The following is an 18,321-nucleotide window of genomic DNA, read 5'->3' as shown; positions in this document are numbered from 1 at the left end:
CTCTAACCTAAAGCCATAAAGCACTAAATGCTGCCACTTGAATTTAGAACAAGTGACAACATTTTTCTTTTTATCTTGAAAACCTTTTCTTCTCTGAGACATAGGCTTATTTAATTGCTTCTAATGATTTATCAACAGCTTCAATAATATGATCCAAATTAGCTTCAGTCAAAGCGTTTGATAAGAACCAACTTTCATATTGTGATGGAGGTAAGTACACTCCATTTGCTAGCATTTGATGAAAGAATTTACCGAATTTTTCTGTATCAGTTGTTTGAGCATCAGCAAAATTATTCACTTCTTGATCAGTAAAGAAAATACAAATCATAGAACCTAATAAAGTTACTTTATATGGTAAATTATGCTTATCTAAAACAGATTGAATTCCTTTTGCAAGCTTTTCGCCTTTAGCTGCTAGCTCAGTATAAACATCAGGGTTTTCATTTAAATGAAGTAGCATATTCATTCCGGCTGCCATTGCTACAGGGTTTCCTGATAAGGTTCCTGCTTGATATACCGGCCCTGCTGGAGCTACAAAATCCATGATTTCTTTCTTTCCACCATAAGCACCTACAGGCATTCCTCCTCCAATAATTTTACCAAGAGTAGTCATATCTGGAGTAACACCAAACACTTCCTGAGCACCGCCTTTAGCTAAACGGAAGCCAGTCATTACCTCATCAAATATTAAGACGATACCTTCTTCAGTACAAATATCTCTTAACTGTTGTAAGTAATTATCTTTTGGTAGCACCAATCCCATATTACCCGGAACAGGCTCTATTATTAATGCAGCAATTTCGTTCTTATTTTCTTTTACTAATTGCTGAATTTTCTCAATATCATTATAAGGTGCAAGTAAAGTATCTTTTGCAGTACCTTCAGTCACTCCTGGGCTATTTGGAACACCCATAGTCACAGCACCACTACCTGCAGCGATTAAGAAAGAATCACCATGTCCATGGTAACAACCTTCTATTTTTATCATTTTATTTCTACCAGTATACCCTCTTGCTACTCTAACAGCAGACATTGTTGCCTCTGTACCTGAGTTTACCATTCTCACTTTTTCAATAGAAGGTACCATATCACAGATCAACTCAGCGATATCAATTTCCTTAGAAGTTGGAGCACCAAATGATAATGAATTATTTACAGCTTCTTGTACAGCTGATGTAATTACTGGGTGTGCATGACCTAAAATCATTGGACCCCAAGAATTAATTAATTCTACATATTCATTGTCATCTTCATCAATGATATAGGCACCTTTTGCACTTTTAATAAAAAGTGGTGTTCCTCCTACTGATTTGAATGCTCTAACTGGTGAATTCACACCTCCTGGAATAGTATGCTGAGCCTTATCGAATAAAGCGACACTTTGCTTGTTATTCACGATTTATTGAATTTTGAAATTGAGATTTTTATACTTCATCAAATATAACTCACAAAGTTAAATAATAGGAAGAAATAAAAAACAAACATGTGTTATAGAATGGTAACTTGATTGGATAATAAAAGGAGGAAATTGTATTAGTACATCAATCTAAAAGGTATTATTAAAAATAAAATTCTATTAAGAATGAAGTTGATATAATTGTAGTTGTAATCTATGTAGTATTTATCAACAACTATAAACTTTTGTTTTTCTGATAGTTAATTATAATCGATGAAATATCTGCAACTTTTCTAATACTTTAAAGTTCTCATATATATACATTTGATACATAAAGTATCGCTCTGATAGCAAAAAAAAAGAAACCCCCGAAAATCAGAGGTTCCTTCCACTTTAATAAACTAAACTAACAAACAAACTTCAAGAATGAAATTAACATCTATTAATTAAAATACCTAAACTCTTATGAAGAAATTTGAAAAAAAAATTGAAATATCTTATATCAACTATATTTCGTCTAATAATAAGAGGCCGAATACATTAAAAGAGATATTTATCAATGATGATTCTGATGACATTGACCCCAACACAATATCATCCTTAACAAATAATACTATTGAAAATAATATTTGGTCGAATACGATTTTAACCTCAATAAAAAATGCTAGTAGTGATCCTAATTTTCAAGAATATAGTGTAAGGGAAAAACTGCTTTCATTTTTTTTCAATTTATCTGTCGGTTTACAACAACATCAAGATTTCTTTACCTATTCCTCAAACATTCATTCCCCGTTTGAGTTAAAAGAGGTGAACGATAGAAGAGAAAAAATTGTAGAAACAATCACTCCTTTTTTAACTCAGTTAATTCAAGAAGGTATTTCTACTGGTGAAGTAGAGGAACGAATGTTTATTCAAGACTATTACATCAATGTGATGTTGACTCAATTATTTTTAATCATAAAATATTGGGCAGAAGACACTTCAAATGAGAAAGAGAATACGGATGAAGCAGTTGAAAAAAGTGTTCATCTTATAATGGATCTCATTGGACCTAATTTTACAGATTCTGCGTTTTCATTTGCGAAATTTATATTCCAAAAATAATTATGGCTACGATAGATAATAAATCCCAAAAAACAATTCCATCTTCCAAAGTACAGAGAGTATCTCGTTTTGTTAAGGTAGGTGCAAAAGTTAGTACCAATTACATTAAACATTATGCTAAATCAGTTTTAGATAATGAATATACAGGTAAAGAAGAATTGCATAAAGAAAATGCTTCTGATGTATACGAAGCGTTAAGTGAATTAAAAGGTAGTGCACTTAAAGTGGCTCAAATGATGAGTATGGATAAAAACATGCTTCCACAAGCTTACATAGAGAAGTTCCAGATGTCACAATATTCTGCTCCTCCTCTATCTTTGCCTCTTGTGAACAAGACTTTCATTAAATCATTCGGCAAAGCTCCTTATCAACTTTTTGATACTTTTTCTAAAGAAGCAGTAAATGCTGCAAGTATTGGTCAAGTACATTTAGCGGAGAAAGATGGAAAGAAGTACGCGGTAAAAGTTCAATATCCAGGGGTTGCTGAAAGTGTAAGCTCAGATTTAAAACTAGTAAAGCCTATTGCTGTAAGAATGATGGGACTCAACGAACAGGATGTAAATCATTACATGCAGGAAGTTGAAGTCATGCTCTTATCAGAAACAGATTATGAATTAGAATTAGAGCGCTCTCAAAAGATTACTGAAGCTTGTGCTCATATCAATAATATTTATTTCCCCAATTACTATAAAGATTTATCATCAAAGAAAATCCTTACAATGGATTGGTTGGATGGTGATCACCTTAATGAATTTTTAGCGAAGAATCCAAGTCAAGAAATAAGAAATAAGGTTGGTCAGGCTTTATGGGAGTTTTATGATTTTCAAGTTCATCAGTTAAAAGAAGTACATGCTGATCCACACCCAGGGAATTTCATTATTTCTGAAGATGGTCTATTGGGTATTATAGATTTTGGCTGTGTAAAGGTAATTCCTCAAGATTTCTATCAAAACTATTTTGATTTGATGATACCTGAAAATATGGAAAATGAGGAGAAGCGAAAAGATGTATTCAAAAGCATGCGCTTTATCTATGATGAAGACTCTGATCAGGACAAAATATTCCTAGATCAATTGTTCAAATCTATGATTAGTATACTAGCGAGACCATTTCATACAGAAACTTTTGACTTTGGTGATCCTAGCTACTTTGAAGAAATTACCGCTTTGGCTGAAAACGAAGAAAATCAAAAAATATTAAGAAATTCAAAGAAGCCAAGAGGAATACGTGATGGATTATATTTAAACAGAACCTATTTTGGTTTATATTCTATATTACATCAATTGGAAGCCAAAGTGACTACTAATTCCATCTTTTTTAGTTAGTCTAAAAGATTTCAATTTCTTTCTTATTAGCGATTGCGTTCGTTAGAAAATCAATATATTCAATAAAGCCTGTATCATAATCTTGAAGAACATGTCTTAAAGATTTTAGGCGATCCAATTTATCATGATCAGTCATTATCGTAGAATTCGGAATTTCTTTCAATTCTTCGATAATGGCTTTATGCTTTATAGGGTCTAAATAATTAATTCTTGTCTGATCAAAATTGATGAGATACTGTTCTAAAACCTGTAATAACGAATGTCGACTTAGAGGTTTAGTAAGATAATTATTCATTCCTACAGAAAATGCTTCAAATCGTTTATCCCAATATGTGTCTGCTGTTAAAGCTACAATAGGAATATCCAATATTTTCTTTTCGAATCTGATGATTTTAGTGGCATCAATCCCACCCATAATAGGCATATGTAAATCCATTAAAATCAGATCAAAATGGTTTCCCTCAATTTTATCAATTGCTTCTTCCCCATTATTGGCTATTTCGATATTAATTTTTAGTTGTTTTAATAAAGCTGACATCATGATCTGATTCATTTTATTATCTTCAACTACTAAAACGTGGTATTCAAAATTAAAATCTCTTTCAATAACCTCCTGGTTAACAACCTCTTCACCTTTAGATGGGTTTACCTTTAAAGGAAGGGAAACGGTAAATGTGGTCCCAACATTTTCTTCACTAAAAACTCGAACATCTCCTTTTAATAATTTGACTAATTTTTTAGTAATTGCTAAACCTAAGCCGGTACCTCCAAATTTTCTAGTTACTGATTTATCTGCTTGTTCAAAAGAATCAAAAATTACATCTAATTTAGATTGAGGAATACCAATACCTTTATCTTTAACGCTGATAATAATTTCCTCATTTACTTTTTGTAATTCGACCATAATTGATGTTCCCTTTTGAGAAAACTTGATGGCATTTGACAATAAATTAGTAAGTATTTGTCTTAATTTAGTGGCATCTAAAACTACCCTATTAGGGATAGCATCATCAATAAATAATTTGATTTGAATAGATCTTTCAGAAGAGATTACCTCATGAATTTTCACCACCATATTGATCAAATCTCGAATATCAATCTCTTCCCAAAAGACACTTAATTTACCTGCATCAATTTTTGACATGTCTAATAAGTTATTGATAAGTTCAGATAAGTATTCCCCATTTAAATAGATATACTTTAACTGATCGATATATTCTTCTGGTAAATTAAGTGCTTCAGATTTTTTAGATAAAATATTACTAAAACCAATAATTGCATTAAGGGGTGATCGTATTTCATGAGAAATATTGGCCAAAAACATCGATTTTGCTCTATTCGATTTCTCCGCTAGTTCTTTTGCTTGTTCAAGTTCATGTTCAATATTTTTTTGATTGGTTATATTCCAAATCATTCCATACATTTCATAACGGCCATTGTCTCTCAAAGACCTTCCATAAACTTGTATATACTGTAAGCCTAATTTCTTGTGATTAATTTTAACTAATAAATCAATTTCATCTAATTCTTCCGCTTTAATTTTCTGGATTAAATCAATTACTTTTTCAAGATCAGAGTCTTTTATCAAAGACCTTATCTTTTTAACAGCTTCAATATTTTGATCATACTTAATTCCGAAAATCTCACTGAATTTTTGATCCCACTCAAATCCATCATTTTTAATATAAGACCATGCACCAATTTGTGCTGCATCCATGGCTAAATTTAGCTTTAATTTCTGTTGCCCCAATTCTGATGTCCTCTCCTCTACTTTTTGTTCTAAAGATGCATTTAATTGCTCAATCTCTCTTCCTCTTTGTTTTTCTTTGGTGATATCAATACTATAAACTGCCACACCAAATAAGTTATTATTCTCATCTAACAATGGTGAAATTGTAGATTGAAAAATAATATCTTGTGAAATTTCAAATTCAACTTCGACCAATTCTTTTGATCGCATCACTTGTTCTATATGAGGAATAAAAAAGGACAACTCCCTTTTTAACTTTGGTGATTTAATACTTAGATTAGGCTGTAACTCAAAATCAATTTTATCTTCAAATAGATCTTTAAACTTTGTGTTGAAGGTTTCTATTTCATAGTTTTTATTGATCGAGAAAATATAACTCTTGGCACTTTCTAACAATACTTGTCTTTGAGTATTGACCTTGATTAATTGTTGTTCTGCTTTATATTTTGAGGAAACATCTTCGATAAATACTGTCTGATGATTTTCTTTTAAATCCGAAACTGTTTGCTCACGGATAATAAAATACAATTTATCTCCATTAGGATGTTCATAAGTCGTGAAAAACTCTTTAATTTGCTCATCTAAATTCAAGCTTTCCTCAACTTTAAATAAATCATTTAGAGTAGATCCTACTAATTCATGAGTTTCGAGTCCTAGAAAACTTACAGCTGTATCATTAGCATCATTTATCACTCCATCTATCATGATAAGAGTGCCCAAAAAGTTATAATGGAAAAGTAATTTATATTTTCTCTCCGATCGGATTAAATTTAGATTGGCATTATACTGTTCTGTGATATCTCTTACAAAGACTGCTGCACCATTAATTTCATCATCTACATGAATAGGAGAATAAGTTGATTCATAATGATTCTGCTTATATTTATCATTCCCTCCGAAAGCTCTTATTGTAGTAAATGACTCACCTTCTAATGCTCTTTTTAGATCAATTTTAGTATATGTATTATCATCCTTGATATTCATATATTCTAAAATATTTCCACCAATTTTAATATTACAGCCATAATTTGATTTCATGGCTTTGGAATGGGCATTATTGAAAGTCAGATAATTATAGTTTTGATCTACAGAATAAATTACATCAGGAGAATGCTCCATAAGTAATCGTAGCATCTTAAAATCTCTAATACTAGATTTATCAGATTCAAACTTGATCTTTCTTACCACCTTATATTGTTTGAATATAAGAATAGCTAGAAATAAAAAAGAAACAACTAAAAATATGGAAAGCCATATATCAGTATTCATAATAAATAATTTTTAAACAAATAAAGCCAATGAGCTCAAATGTTCCTTTTATAACAGAATAGCTGGAACTAGGAACAATATAAATAAACCTAATCCTAAAATAAAAATTATTGACTTATTTAGAGCAGATATTTGTAATCCTGCTTTGGTATTACGATCGTAAATTTGAAATGGAATTTTAATATAATAGGCTATTGATATAGCTGTGTTTAATAATCCTAAGATCATTGCTAACATGTAGAACTGATCATTATTAATTTGATAAACATCCCATAAAGAGGTAAATATCAACACTTTTGCTGTAAAACCAGCCACTGGAGGTAAACCTATTAAAGAAATTACTACCAATACAATAGCCGGTCCCCAAACCAAAGAAGCATTATTCCAACCAGTACCTTTAATTGATTCCAATAAATCATTCCCTTTCTCTTTTTCTACTTCACTAATAAAAATAAAGAAAGCAAAATTAGCAATCACATATGTGCATAAATAATAGAATAACGCATTAGCTGATATCTCTGCGGTATTTAAACACGCTATTAATATGAAACCGGCATGTGCAATAGAACTATAACCCATCAGTCTTCTTAAACTTTTCTGATACAAAGCAGAAAGATTACCGATAAACATTGAAGCCACTGCGGCAATTAATATAAAAAGACCTAAATAATGGTTATTGATAATATCTACATTTTCGAAAAAATGAAATAAAAAAACTGCTGCTGCTACTTTAGGTAAAGTAGAAAAATAAGCGACAGCTTCTATAGGGGCAGATTCATATACATCAGGTACCCAAATATGCATTGGAAAACCTGATAATTTAAATAAGAATCCAATTGTAATAAATATTAAACCTATTACATATAGTGAAGAATGTGTTTGTGGAGGTGTTTGTAAAGAAGGTAAATCGATTCCTGATGTTATACCATAGATTAATGACACCCCATAAATGGTAATTGCTGTAGAAACAGCACCAAATAGAAAGTATTTTATTGCAGCTTCAGTACTTACTTTATTATGCTTAAATGCAGTAAGAATATAAGACGGAAGTGATATTAACTCTAGGGATAAAATGGCAAAAATAAAATCATTAGAAATAACCAAAGTATGTCCTCCCAATAACATCCCTAAACTAAGTGTAATCCACTCTGACTCCCCTGATAGTTTTTTATCATTGTCACCATATCTTGTTTTATTACTCCATAAAAAGTAATAAAATAAAAGAGCACAAACATCAAGTAAAATTCTTGATTTAACTGTCCACTCCGTATTAACAATAGTAAAAGAGGTAAAAGTTTGATGATTAGCTTCAACAAGAAATTGTAAGACAAAAATATCCAATACAACCCCCAAAAGAGCAATAAGGTATAAATGTCTCCTATTCATTTTTAATGGTAACAAATCAATGATGATTACCATTAGTAGAAGAACAGTAATCCATATTTCTGATTTAAGAAATGGAAGACTACTTGTAATTATGTCTAGTTTACTTGCTATATCTAACTCCTTCATTACCTTACCCCCCAATAATTGTTTTGATATAATCAGCACCAACATAGTTGGCAAACTCTACTAATTCAGTTACTGATCCTTCTATTAAATTAATTAATAATTTCGGATATATACCTAATGCTAATGTCATGATTGCTAATGGTGCTAGCATTAAGAGTTCTCTTGGTGTTAAGTCTTTTAGTAATGACTCCCAAGATTCTTTTTTCAAGAAGTATTTTCCTAAGAATATTCTTTGCATAGCCCATAAATAATAAGCTGCACTTAATACTAAACCTAACACTGCAGTAACAGTCATCCATCTAGGTATTAAATGATTTACAGCAGAAGAATTGAATGCACCAAGGAATACAAATAATTCAGCCATAAAACCAGAGAATCCTGGCAGACCTAGTGACGCAAAAAAGGCAATGGTAGCAAGCATAGTATATTTAGGCATCTTTGAAGATAACCCACTATAACTTTCTATTTCTAAATCGCCTGTTCTGTAGTATAACACACCTGCTATTAAGAATAAAGCAGAGGAGATAACTCCATGTGAGAACATTTGAAATATAGCACCAGAAACACCCTCAGCTGTTAGAGAAGCAATACCTAACATTACAAATCCCATATGAGAAACAGAAGAATAAGCGATAAGCCTCTTCAAATTGTGCGTTCCTAAAGCTACAAAAGCACCATATAGAATAGACACTACTCCCCCAAAAGCAATCCACCAAGCAAAATGCTGTGCTCCATCAGGGAAAACTGAATAGGCAATTCTCAACATACCATACCCACCAATTTTCAATAAAATACCTGCTAATACTACAGAGATTGAAGTAGGTGCTTCAACATGGGCATCCGGTAACCAAGTATGTAAAGGAACCACTGGTAACTTAATTGCAAATCCAATAAATACCATCAAGAAGGCTACGAAACGAACATTCGTCCCAAAAAGTGTAGCACCATAATCTAAAGATAAAATTGAATCTGGTATATAATTTTTTGCGTCCATCATATGGACCAAAGTAAATGTTCTCACATAATCAGACTGACCAATTTCTCCAGAAATCAACATAGTTTGTACCTTACTGATGATATCAGGAGTTATCTGATCAAGATGATTAACTAATCCTAACTGAACCGCTGTTGCAGAAGGATCAATAACAGAAGCAGCAAGAGCAATCATGATCACTAAGATAAAAATTGATCCTACTAACGTATAAATAAAGAATTTTATAGAAGCATATTCACTATTCTTTCCTCCCCAAATACCAATTAAGAAATACATTGGTAAAAGCATAAATTCAAAGAATAAGTAAAATAAGAAGAAGTCTAAGGCTAAGAAACAGCCCATGATTGTACCACTTAATAAGAGATAAAGTGCATAAAACCCTCTTCTTTTTCTTTTTATTTCTAATGATGATATGGCTCCTATCAATAAAACAATTGCAGCCAACAAAATCATTGAATTACTTAAACCATCAACTCCAAGTAAATATTCTGCTGTTAGTTTTCCGAAACTTCCTAGATTCAATTGTATCCAATCATACTTTTCTAGAAACTGATAATTATCCAAAGAAAGCACTCCATTCATTGTCTCATGAAGTCCTTCATACTTTGATATAATATAAGTGGCAATTATCAATTGAAAACTGTTTATGCCTATGGTAATCTTCCCAAACATGTTTTTCATACTGTCTGGTAGAAGAAGAATTACGAATGTCCCTAAAATGGGAACAAAAACTAATAAAGTGAGCAAAAGTTGACTCATAATCTATTCAAAAAAAAACGTTTAGTTCGTTTATAACTATATCAAAATACCTATTACAATAGCGATCAATACCATCGACCATGCAATCATGCTTTGTGATCTTTCTCCTTGTGGTTTTCTAAAAATGTCACCGAGTAGTTTCATAAAACGAGTGAATAATTTTACAAAACCATCAATAATTTCTTTATCAAACCAGGCTAAAACATGACCAATAACTACATTTCCTACGGCAAAACATTTGACAAAAAAGTCAATTACTTTATCATCAAAACCTCTGATAAACTCAGAAGTAACTACAGCAGCTTTTACAAAATACTCATCTGCATGAGGTATTTTATCTAATCGTTCACCTGTAGTAATTATTGCTTTAGCACCAAACTTATAAAGATGGTCTAAGTAGAAAAAATGGAAAGATAATTTATATAAAAAAGATACTTTTAATGACTTTTTTAATGCCTGAGCTTTATTCTGAATAAATATCATATATCCGATAAAAAGCCCTAAAAGAAGCATACCCACTGATAAAACAATGGCTAAAATATGATATTCATGATGATCTAAAGTTGGAATACCTATTCCCTGTTGCAACCAAGAACCTGAAGTATTGAATGGATTCAATGTCATAGAAATCCATAATGAACAAAAACCAAGAATCATTACAGGAAGGTACATTCTAGTCCCGACCTCTTTTGGTAATACCAAACACTCTTGACATACTTTATGGTTTGCTATTCCTAGGTCTTTCAAAAAGATATGATAGAACATTCTCAAACAATAGAACGCGGTTAATGCTGCTGCTAGAAAACCTAAAATCATAATAAAAATCCATATACCTCCATCGTTTAACCCTTTAGCCAAAACTGATGTCAGAATAGCATCTTTTGATAAAAAACCTGTAGTAAATGGTACACCTGCTAAACCAGCTAGACATAAAGAAAAACCTATTAATGTCTTAGGCATGTGTTTCCTTAAGTTACCCATCCAACGTATATCTTGAGGGTCAAATCCTTTACATATATCACAAGAAACTTGATGCATACTATGTATAACAGCACCTGCTCCTAAAAATAAACCTGCTTTAAAAAATGCATGTGTGATAAGGTGATAAATGGATGAAGAAGGATCACTTACTCCAATTGACAACATCATATAGCCTAATTGAGAAATAGTAGAAAACGCTAGTATTCTTTTAATATCATATTGTGTTAGTGCTGAAAAAGCACCAATAAATGCTGTTATTCCTCCCACTAATGCTATGCATAGCAAAACAGAATCTGGTAAAAAGAAATAGCATTTCACTAATAAATATATACCAGCAGCAACCATTGTTGCAGCATGTATTAAAGCTGAGACTGGCGTTGGACCTTGCATTGCATCTGGTAACCATACTGCAAATGGTATCTGAGCTGATTTACCCATAGCGGCCAACATTACTCCAATACCTGCCAATACTAAAAGGCTGGAATCAAGATCTATACTTTGAAATGAAACTTGTATTTCAGAAAGGCTTAAAGTATTAAATTGTAAGTATAACGCCATTAATGCGACCATAAAACCCGCATCTCCAATTCTATTGATTACAAACGCTTTCTTAGCAGCAGAAACTGCAGCTTCTTTCTTTCGCCAAAATCCAATCAGCATATAAGAACAGAACCCTACTAATTCCCAAAAAAGATAAAGAAAAATTAAGTGATCTGAGATGAGGACTCCAAACATGGCAAAAGTAAACAACCCTAATAAAGAGTAATACCTTTTTAAGTCAGGGTCTCCTTGCATATATGCAGAAGAAAAAATATGTACAAACATAGATATGATACTTACCATAGTAAGTATAACCGCCGAAAGTACATTCCACTGAAAAGTCAATTCAAATTGGTGTTCACCTAATTGTAGCCAATCAAAAGTTAATGAAATAGGTGACCCTCCCCACACATGCGAAAACATAAAGAGGTTACAAAGAATACTAATCCCTATAGAAGTAGTACCTATTTTATCCACTAAAGCTGATTTTCCAATTAGCTGAATGAGAAACACTCCTATTAATGGAGAGATAACAGCCAATAAAGATATGAAAACTATACTATTCAATTCGATATTCAGTTAGCTCAGTTTTATAATTTTATTTTTCTTTCAACTGATTAAGTTGATGTAAATCCACTGACTTAAAATATTGAAACAGCTTTATGATAAGTGCTAGAGCTACACAGACTTCAGCAGCAGCTATAACAATTACAAAAATAGCAAAAGCATGACCATCTGCTAAAGCTGGGTTTTTAAGATTAAATGCTACTAAATTGATATTTGCGGCATTCAACATTAACTCTACTCCCATTAAAGCTACAATGGCACTTCTCTTAGTTAGTGCAATAGCCAAACCGATACTAAATAAAAAAGCGGAGGCTAACATATAATGTAAAAAAGTAACCATAAAGTTTGTCTTGTTTCAATTAACAAATATGGTCGATATAAAATGAGATTTCAAATAAAAGTGGGGATTCGTCCTAATAATTCGCTTTTTTCTATCTCTTTTATTCTTATTTCTTCAATAAACATCCCTTCTTTTAATAAACTCACTTTTTTTTGATGATCTATTGTCAGTGCAGCGATTGGTGCACAAATACCATTATAATTTACTGCATCATTATTATTCAATACAAACATTAAATGATCAGACACATGATTAGAAGATTGACCAATAAATGACAACATGCCACTTTTATGTTCAGGTGCATCATAATCTACTCTTGTCACCGGTCGTTCATTATATGGTACATCACTTTGATTTGGTGTAATTTTTATCAATCTATCTTCAATGATATATTTCACCTGCCAATTATCAAAAATATTAGAATTAACCAAAGCCTCAAATCGCTCAGTAGCAATTTTAGAACGTTCCTCAATCATGATTAATTCTAACTGAATCCCAGAAATAATAAGTTCAATTAATTTCATAATGCAAAATAAAAAAGCCTGACTACTTTTAAGTAATCAGGCTTAAAATTTTTTTATTTTAAATTATTAGTCTTGAACTAAGAATTTAAATCCGATACCGTGAACGTTCAAGATTTCGATTGTTGAATCGTCTTTTAAATATTTTCTTAGACGAGACATAAATACATCTAGTGAACGACCTTTATAGTAGTCGTCATCACCCCAAACTTCTTGTAAGATATACTCACGTTTGATTAATGAATTTCTGTGACGATGTAAGAATCTTAAAAGTTCAGCTTCACGAGTAGTTAACTTACGTGTATCGTCTCCGATTGAAAGCTTTTGATAAGGGAAATCTAAAATATAGTTACCAATTTTGATCTCATGTGGATCATCATCAGTTCCAACTTCTACTTTAGGCTCCGACTTTTGACGTTTTAAAATTACTTCAATACGTAATAAAAGTTCTTCTACATTTACAGGTTTTGTAACGTAGTCATCGGCTCCAATTCTAAATGCCTTAATTTTATCTTTTGGAAGATTATTTGAAGACATAAATAAAATCGGAATATAAGGATCTTTCGCTCTGATTTCTTCTGCTAAAGTATACCCATCTTTATGAGGCATCATTACGTCCATGATGATTAAATCATAATCAGCTTTGTCGTATTCTTTCATACCTTCCACTCCATCTTCAGCGTGGTTTACGGCATATCCTCTGATGTCTAAATATTTTTTAACAAGTGAGGCGATAATTCTATCATCCTCAACAAGAAGAATCTTTACTGCATCCATAGTATTATTTTTAATGATTTTTTGTGTTATTAAATGATGTACTTTGTATTACCTATATGATATACGCAATTAAAATTTAAGGGTTTTATATAATGAAGTATAACATTAGTTAATCCTCTTAATATTATTAAATGCGATTTTATTAAAAGAAAGAGGGTTATTCTTCTTCGTTAAAATATACCATATAATAATTCATATTTCTTTCAGTATCAAAACCTTTTTCGATGTTTTGCTCATTCCCTGATACTGTGATCGTAATTTTCTTATCCAATTTTATAAGGCTTTTAAATTCCTTCTTAGATTTTTTCACTGCTTCTTTAGAAACTTTGAATTCATCAAAAATTGGCACCTCTTTCTTCTCTTGAAAGTCGACTTTATATTCTTGAAAAGCTTCGATTACCTCTGGCTCTTCAATAACATTGTTTTCAAAATCAACAACATTAAAATCTTCTTTTTCTGAGAAAAACTTGACACTTCTGTTTAACAAGTCGATTTGTGCAGGCTTTTCAACGGCGTGTTCTTCGTTAAAAATTTCTTCCACAAATCCTTTTGTTAACTCCATATAGTTTTGAGTATGGAAATAATTATCTTCTCTAGGTTTTAACTGTAGAAAAGTTTCTTTCCAATACAGGGCTTCAACAGATTTCGTAGGACTATCTTTAAGCATTACTTTAAAACCTTTCTCTTGTTCTGTTTGGAATATCAAACAGCCCTTATCAAGTTTCTTAACACTTACGCCTTCATTTTGTTGTAGTTCAAAATTACCGACATCTGTTTTATCTCCTACTTGTAAAAACAATTCTTTATGCTCTGCTTTGAACAATCCGATAGCATCGACTAAATCTCCATCTACAACACAGTCTTTCAAATAAGCAACGAATAATTCTCCTCCTTTAATTCTAGGATGAGTTGAAGCTTCATAAAGAAGTTCAGACATTTCTCTAGAACGAACCATAAATTGTTCGAAAGGATTTACAAATAAAGCATCAGCAGCATTAAACATTTCATTTTCAGAAATTGCCTGTTTTCCTTCAGGTACTGCAAAATGATACATTGGACCTGGTTTGAAAGATCTTAAAAAATAATCCATCACTGATTTATACAGAGGCGTAAAATTCTCAAGTTCTATTTCAAATTCCGAAAGTTCTATTGGTTCTTCTTGTGTCTTATTCCCAACCTTGTGAATTACTAATTGAGATAACTTGACATTTGACAAGTCGAACGATTTTATTTTGCTCATAAATTTTTATAATGAAGACTGATCTTCAATGGTCGATTAAACTATCCGACCGCAATATTAACAATTCAAACTACAATCTTTCTAATAAAAATCAAAAAAAAATGAGAAGAAGTATTAACAATTCTTACTGATTTTTATATTGACCTTAATTTCAGTCATTAACAAGTTTCTTGTATTAATGTAGAAAAAATAATTATAGTTATATTACGCATTAGATAAATTATAATTATCTACTTCCTGTTTATCATTTATGGGTAATACACTCATAATAACGTTTAAGTTTTTGGCTTGCATTGTAAATGCAAATAATTCTTCAACTTCATCTTTTTCTGAGCTAAACCTTATTTGGTATTTATTGACTAAAGTTGATAAAAACACTGCAAATTCCACTTCAGCTAAATACTTTCCTGGGCATAATCTCGGACCTCCTCCAAATGGTTTGGCTGCATCTTCTTTTTTAATGTGTCCACTGTAAGGACAAGTATTGTTAACAGAAGGTTCAGTAATCCACCTTTCAGGAATAAAATCTAAGGCTTCTTCAAAAAATTCTTCAGATCGTGCTGCAGCACTTAATTGTAATATAAAGAAATGATCTTTTGGAAAGAATATATCATTGATCACAACGTCTTCATTAGCTTGCATATATAAATTAGGTGTTACAGGCTTTAACCTTGACACTTCTTTCATTACTGCATTAATGTATTTCAGCTCTTTTAGCTGATCTAAAGATTGAAATCCATCCTCACCTATGACATCCTTTAACTCCGCTCTAATTTTATCTTGAACTTCAGGGTACTTTGCTAAGAAATAAGTAGTCCAAGTCAAAGTATTTGAAGTAGTATCCTCTCCCGCTAAAAGCATTGTATAAAGGTTTCCAAAAATTTCATCCCAAGTAAATGGATTATCCTTTTCTTGGGAAGCTAGCATCGCTTCTAAGAAATTAGTTGGCTTCTCTTTTAATTCAGGATTTTCGTCCAATAATTTTTGAGTCTCACTAATAATTTCTCCTAATACCTCTTTTAGATAAGACATTGAAACTTCAAAATCTTTATCGCTTTTAGATTTAAAATATTTATGAAATGGAAATGGACTATTAATTCGCTGATTTATTTTCGGGAAAATCTTCTCTACATGTTGCTGAGTGGTATTTTCACTATTCTCTACGGTATTCATATCATAACCAAAAGCCAAATTAGTTGTCACATCAATGGTTGCACGAATAAAATCTTGTGTTAAATGTGGGTGATTTGGATCTGATTTTAGTGAATTAGACCAATAATTATCTAACCTATTAGCCACTTGAATTATTTTAGGAAAAAATGCTTCCACATGCCTTTTGTCTAAAGCTTTTTGTGTCACTCTTCTTTGTTTTTTCCAATCATCCCCTTCAGCAGAGAATACTCCTTCTACTCCAACATCATTAATAACTTCGGCTAATTTAGATAACCTTCTAAATTTTTTTGGGCGATTTTTTAATATATAAGCATTAAAATCAGGGTCAGTTGAAACCGTAACTGGAGTGGTCAGAAATTTCAATCTATAGAGTTTTCCAAATTCATTGCCCCAATCTTCGTATTGAAGATGCAATCGATCTTTATCTAAATCTAAGACGTTTCCAACCAATAGTTTCCCCTTAGGGCCCTTTAAATCTTTGAAAGTTGACGAGTAATTCATAGTTATAGCAAAAAAATAGTGATTATGTCTGAATATAAATTAAGAAATAGCATCAAAATTAATGACAAGATAACTGAAATAAAATTACAAATTGAATTTCAAATCACATAATTCGCAGATTGTTATAGAATTACATTAATTAAAAAAGTTTTCAAATAAAATGAACATTTCTCTTAATCAAAAATCACCTGAGTTCGTCAAAAATGTGTTTTCAACCAACTCAGGTGATAGGTATTTCAATTAAGAATAAACTATTTTACTTACCCAATTTCCAAACTTTAAAAGCAGGTAACATTCCTTGGTTATAAAGAATTTCACGATAATCATCACATGGATAAGCTTGCATATCAGCCAATTTCCCTGCCTCTAATTTACCTCTATCTTCTAACCCCAACGCTTTTGCAGATCTGAAAGTCATACCTGCAAAAACTTCTGCAGTCGACAATTTTTCCATTGCACCTAATAACGCACCTTGAGTTAACATATCTCCCATTGGAGCAGAACCTGGGTTCCAATCAGATGCAATGGCTACACAAGCGCCTGCATCTAATAATTTTCTTGTCGGTGGATATTGCATTCCTAAGCCAAGCGAAGCTCCTGGCAATACAGTAGCTACGGTTTCTGAATTAGCCAACAATGCTACTTCTTTATCTGTACTCGATTCTAAATGTTCCGCAGATAATGCGTCTAACTTTACAGCCATTTCAGCTCCTCCAGTAGAAAATTGATCCGCATGTACCGTAATATCAAAGCCCATTTCTTTTGCTCTCTGAAGATAATATGTGGATTCCTCTACATTAAATGCAGTTTCTTCTGTAAAGATATCTACTCTGTTACTTAAGTTTTCCTTTTTTATTTTAGGTAGTAACTCTTCTAATATTCTATCGAGATATTCTATCGCACTTCCATCAAAATCCTTGGGCTTCATATGAGCTGCCAAACATGTTGATATTAATTGAGGTGAAGTCTTTTGATCTGCTTTTTTTATAGCACGAAGCATTTTCAATTCATTCTCAATATCTAAAGCATAACCGCTTTTTACTTCGATTGTTGTTACTCCTCTAGAAAAATGACGATTTGCACGTGCGACAGTAACCTCAATCAATTCTTCTTCAGAAGCTCCTCGAGTTTTTCTCATCGAATCTTGAATACCGCCGCCAGCTTTTGCTATTTCCAAATAGGGCTTACCTGCCACTCTCATAGCATAATCTCTAGATCGATTTCCTCCCCAACAAATATGAGTATGGCAATCTACAAATCCAGGTATTAATACTGCTGCTTGAGTCACTTCTTCAACTTCATCAAAATCACTTTGATTAAAATTATTAAAAAGATCAATGGCAACAATGAACCCCTCTTTATCAATACTAACCCCTGCATTTTCAATAATTTCAAGCTCTTCGTCTTCAATACTTCCTTTAAGAGAAAGTCCAGAAAGAGTTAGTACTTGAGAAAATGGCCCAATTAATTTTTTCATATCTATGAATTAAAAATAGAGGTCATTTCATTTAAACACTATCTCCCAATTTTATATTATTATTTGGAAAATAGGTTTGAAGTAACCTCTATTAT

Annotated in this window: 13 protein-coding genes; 2 read left to right on the top strand and 11 right to left on the bottom strand. The window is 31.8% G+C overall.

The annotated features are described in order from the left end of the window. Window positions 1-106: 106 nt before the first annotated feature. A complete protein-coding gene (hemL, locus tag NH26_RS02465; RefSeq protein WP_044223831.1) occupies window positions 107-1,396 on the bottom strand; it encodes a glutamate-1-semialdehyde 2,1-aminomutase in 1,290 nt (429 codons plus the stop codon). A gap of 465 nt (window positions 1,397-1,861) precedes the next feature. On the opposite strand from hemL, the gene NH26_RS02460 reads away from it, so the two are divergent. Together NH26_RS02460 and NH26_RS02455 are read left to right on the top strand one after the other, a co-directional pair. Next, entirely contained in the window at window positions 1,862-2,500 is a 639-nt protein-coding gene (locus NH26_RS02460) for a TetR/AcrR family transcriptional regulator (RefSeq protein ID WP_052432019.1), read from the top strand. Between the two features lie 2 nt (window positions 2,501-2,502). Continuing rightward, complete coding sequence (locus tag NH26_RS02455; protein WP_044223829.1) at window positions 2,503-3,825, top strand: ABC1 kinase family protein; 1,323 nt, start codon at window positions 2,503-2,505, stop codon at window positions 3,823-3,825. A 1-nt stretch (window position 3,826) separates the two neighbouring features. Here the strand turns inward: NH26_RS02455 and NH26_RS02450 are convergent, their stop codons facing one another. The 10 genes from NH26_RS02450 to hutI all read right to left on the bottom strand — a co-directional run bounded on the left by NH26_RS02450 (window position 3,827) and on the right by hutI (window position 18,226). Beyond that, complete coding sequence (locus NH26_RS02450; protein ID WP_052432018.1) at window positions 3,827-6,844, bottom strand: PAS domain-containing hybrid sensor histidine kinase/response regulator; 3,018 nt, start codon at window positions 6,842-6,844, stop codon at window positions 3,827-3,829. A gap of 48 nt (window positions 6,845-6,892) precedes the next feature. Beyond that, window positions 6,893-8,356: an NADH-quinone oxidoreductase subunit N gene (locus NH26_RS02445; protein WP_071397060.1), complete on the bottom strand. Its 1,464-nt coding sequence runs from the start codon at window positions 8,354-8,356 to the stop codon at window positions 6,893-6,895. A 4-nt stretch (window positions 8,357-8,360) separates the two neighbouring features. Beyond that, window positions 8,361-10,109: a complex I subunit 4 family protein gene (locus NH26_RS02440; RefSeq protein WP_044223825.1), complete on the bottom strand. Its 1,749-nt coding sequence runs from the start codon at window positions 10,107-10,109 to the stop codon at window positions 8,361-8,363. A gap of 36 nt (window positions 10,110-10,145) precedes the next feature. Further along, the gene (locus NH26_RS02435) at window positions 10,146-12,197 is read right to left on the bottom strand and encodes an NADH-quinone oxidoreductase subunit 5 family protein (RefSeq protein ID WP_158021867.1); all 2,052 of its coding nucleotides are present in this window, start codon (window positions 12,195-12,197) and stop codon (window positions 10,146-10,148) included. Between the two features lie 31 nt (window positions 12,198-12,228). Further along, window positions 12,229-12,537 (bottom strand): NADH-quinone oxidoreductase subunit NuoK, encoded by a 309-nt coding sequence (nuoK, locus tag NH26_RS02430; protein ID WP_044223823.1) that lies wholly within the window; start codon window positions 12,535-12,537, stop codon window positions 12,229-12,231. Window positions 12,538-12,587: 50 nt separating this feature from the next. Beyond that, window positions 12,588-13,061, bottom strand: a complete 474-nt coding sequence (locus NH26_RS02425) for a hypothetical protein (RefSeq protein WP_044223821.1) — start codon at window positions 13,059-13,061, stop codon at window positions 12,588-12,590. A gap of 66 nt (window positions 13,062-13,127) precedes the next feature. After that, window positions 13,128-13,835 (bottom strand): response regulator transcription factor, encoded by a 708-nt coding sequence (locus tag NH26_RS02420; RefSeq protein WP_044223819.1) that lies wholly within the window; start codon window positions 13,833-13,835, stop codon window positions 13,128-13,130. A gap of 157 nt (window positions 13,836-13,992) precedes the next feature. Continuing rightward, window positions 13,993-15,075 (bottom strand): nucleoid-associated protein, encoded by a 1,083-nt coding sequence (locus NH26_RS02415; protein WP_044223817.1) that lies wholly within the window; start codon window positions 15,073-15,075, stop codon window positions 13,993-13,995. Between the two features lie 204 nt (window positions 15,076-15,279). Then, on the bottom strand, window positions 15,280-16,749 hold the full coding sequence (locus NH26_RS02410; protein ID WP_044223816.1) for a cytochrome P450: 1,470 nt from the start codon (window positions 16,747-16,749) through the stop codon (window positions 15,280-15,282). 256 nt (window positions 16,750-17,005) lie between these two features. Continuing rightward, window positions 17,006-18,226 (bottom strand): imidazolonepropionase, encoded by a 1,221-nt coding sequence (hutI, locus tag NH26_RS02405; RefSeq protein ID WP_044223814.1) that lies wholly within the window; start codon window positions 18,224-18,226, stop codon window positions 17,006-17,008. Window positions 18,227-18,321: the final 95 nt, after the last annotated feature.

This window comes from Flammeovirga pacifica (genome assembly GCF_000807855.2).
GTDB classification, from domain to species: Bacteria; Bacteroidota; Bacteroidia; order Cytophagales; family Flammeovirgaceae; genus Flammeovirga; species Flammeovirga pacifica.
This window is presented reverse-complemented; position numbering and strand designations above follow the sequence as displayed.

Coding starts and splice junctions, on each gene's coding strand:
- NH26_RS02410 (WP_044223816.1), bottom strand. CDS start 16,749: ATGAATTACTCGTCAACTTTCAAAGATTTAAAGGGCCCTAAGGGGAAA.
- NH26_RS02440 (WP_044223825.1), bottom strand. CDS start 10,109: ATGAGTCAACTTTTGCTCACTTTATTAGTTTTTGTTCCCATTTTAGGG.
- NH26_RS02455 (WP_044223829.1), top strand. CDS start 2,503: ATGGCTACGATAGATAATAAATCCCAAAAAACAATTCCATCTTCCAAA.
- nuoK (WP_044223823.1), bottom strand. CDS start 12,537: ATGGTTACTTTTTTACATTATATGTTAGCCTCCGCTTTTTTATTTAGT.
- NH26_RS02420 (WP_044223819.1), bottom strand. CDS start 13,835: ATGGATGCAGTAAAGATTCTTCTTGTTGAGGATGATAGAATTATCGCC.
- NH26_RS02425 (WP_044223821.1), bottom strand. CDS start 13,061: ATGAAATTAATTGAACTTATTATTTCTGGGATTCAGTTAGAATTAATC.
- NH26_RS02415 (WP_044223817.1), bottom strand. CDS start 15,075: ATGAGCAAAATAAAATCGTTCGACTTGTCAAATGTCAAGTTATCTCAA.
- NH26_RS02460 (WP_052432019.1), top strand. CDS start 1,862: ATGAAGAAATTTGAAAAAAAAATTGAAATATCTTATATCAACTATATT.
- NH26_RS02450 (WP_052432018.1), bottom strand. CDS start 6,844: ATGAATACTGATATATGGCTTTCCATATTTTTAGTTGTTTCTTTTTTA.
- hutI (WP_044223814.1), bottom strand. CDS start 18,226: ATGAAAAAATTAATTGGGCCATTTTCTCAAGTACTAACTCTTTCTGGA.
- NH26_RS02445 (WP_071397060.1), bottom strand. CDS start 8,356: ATGAAGGAGTTAGATATAGCAAGTAAACTAGACATAATTACAAGTAGT.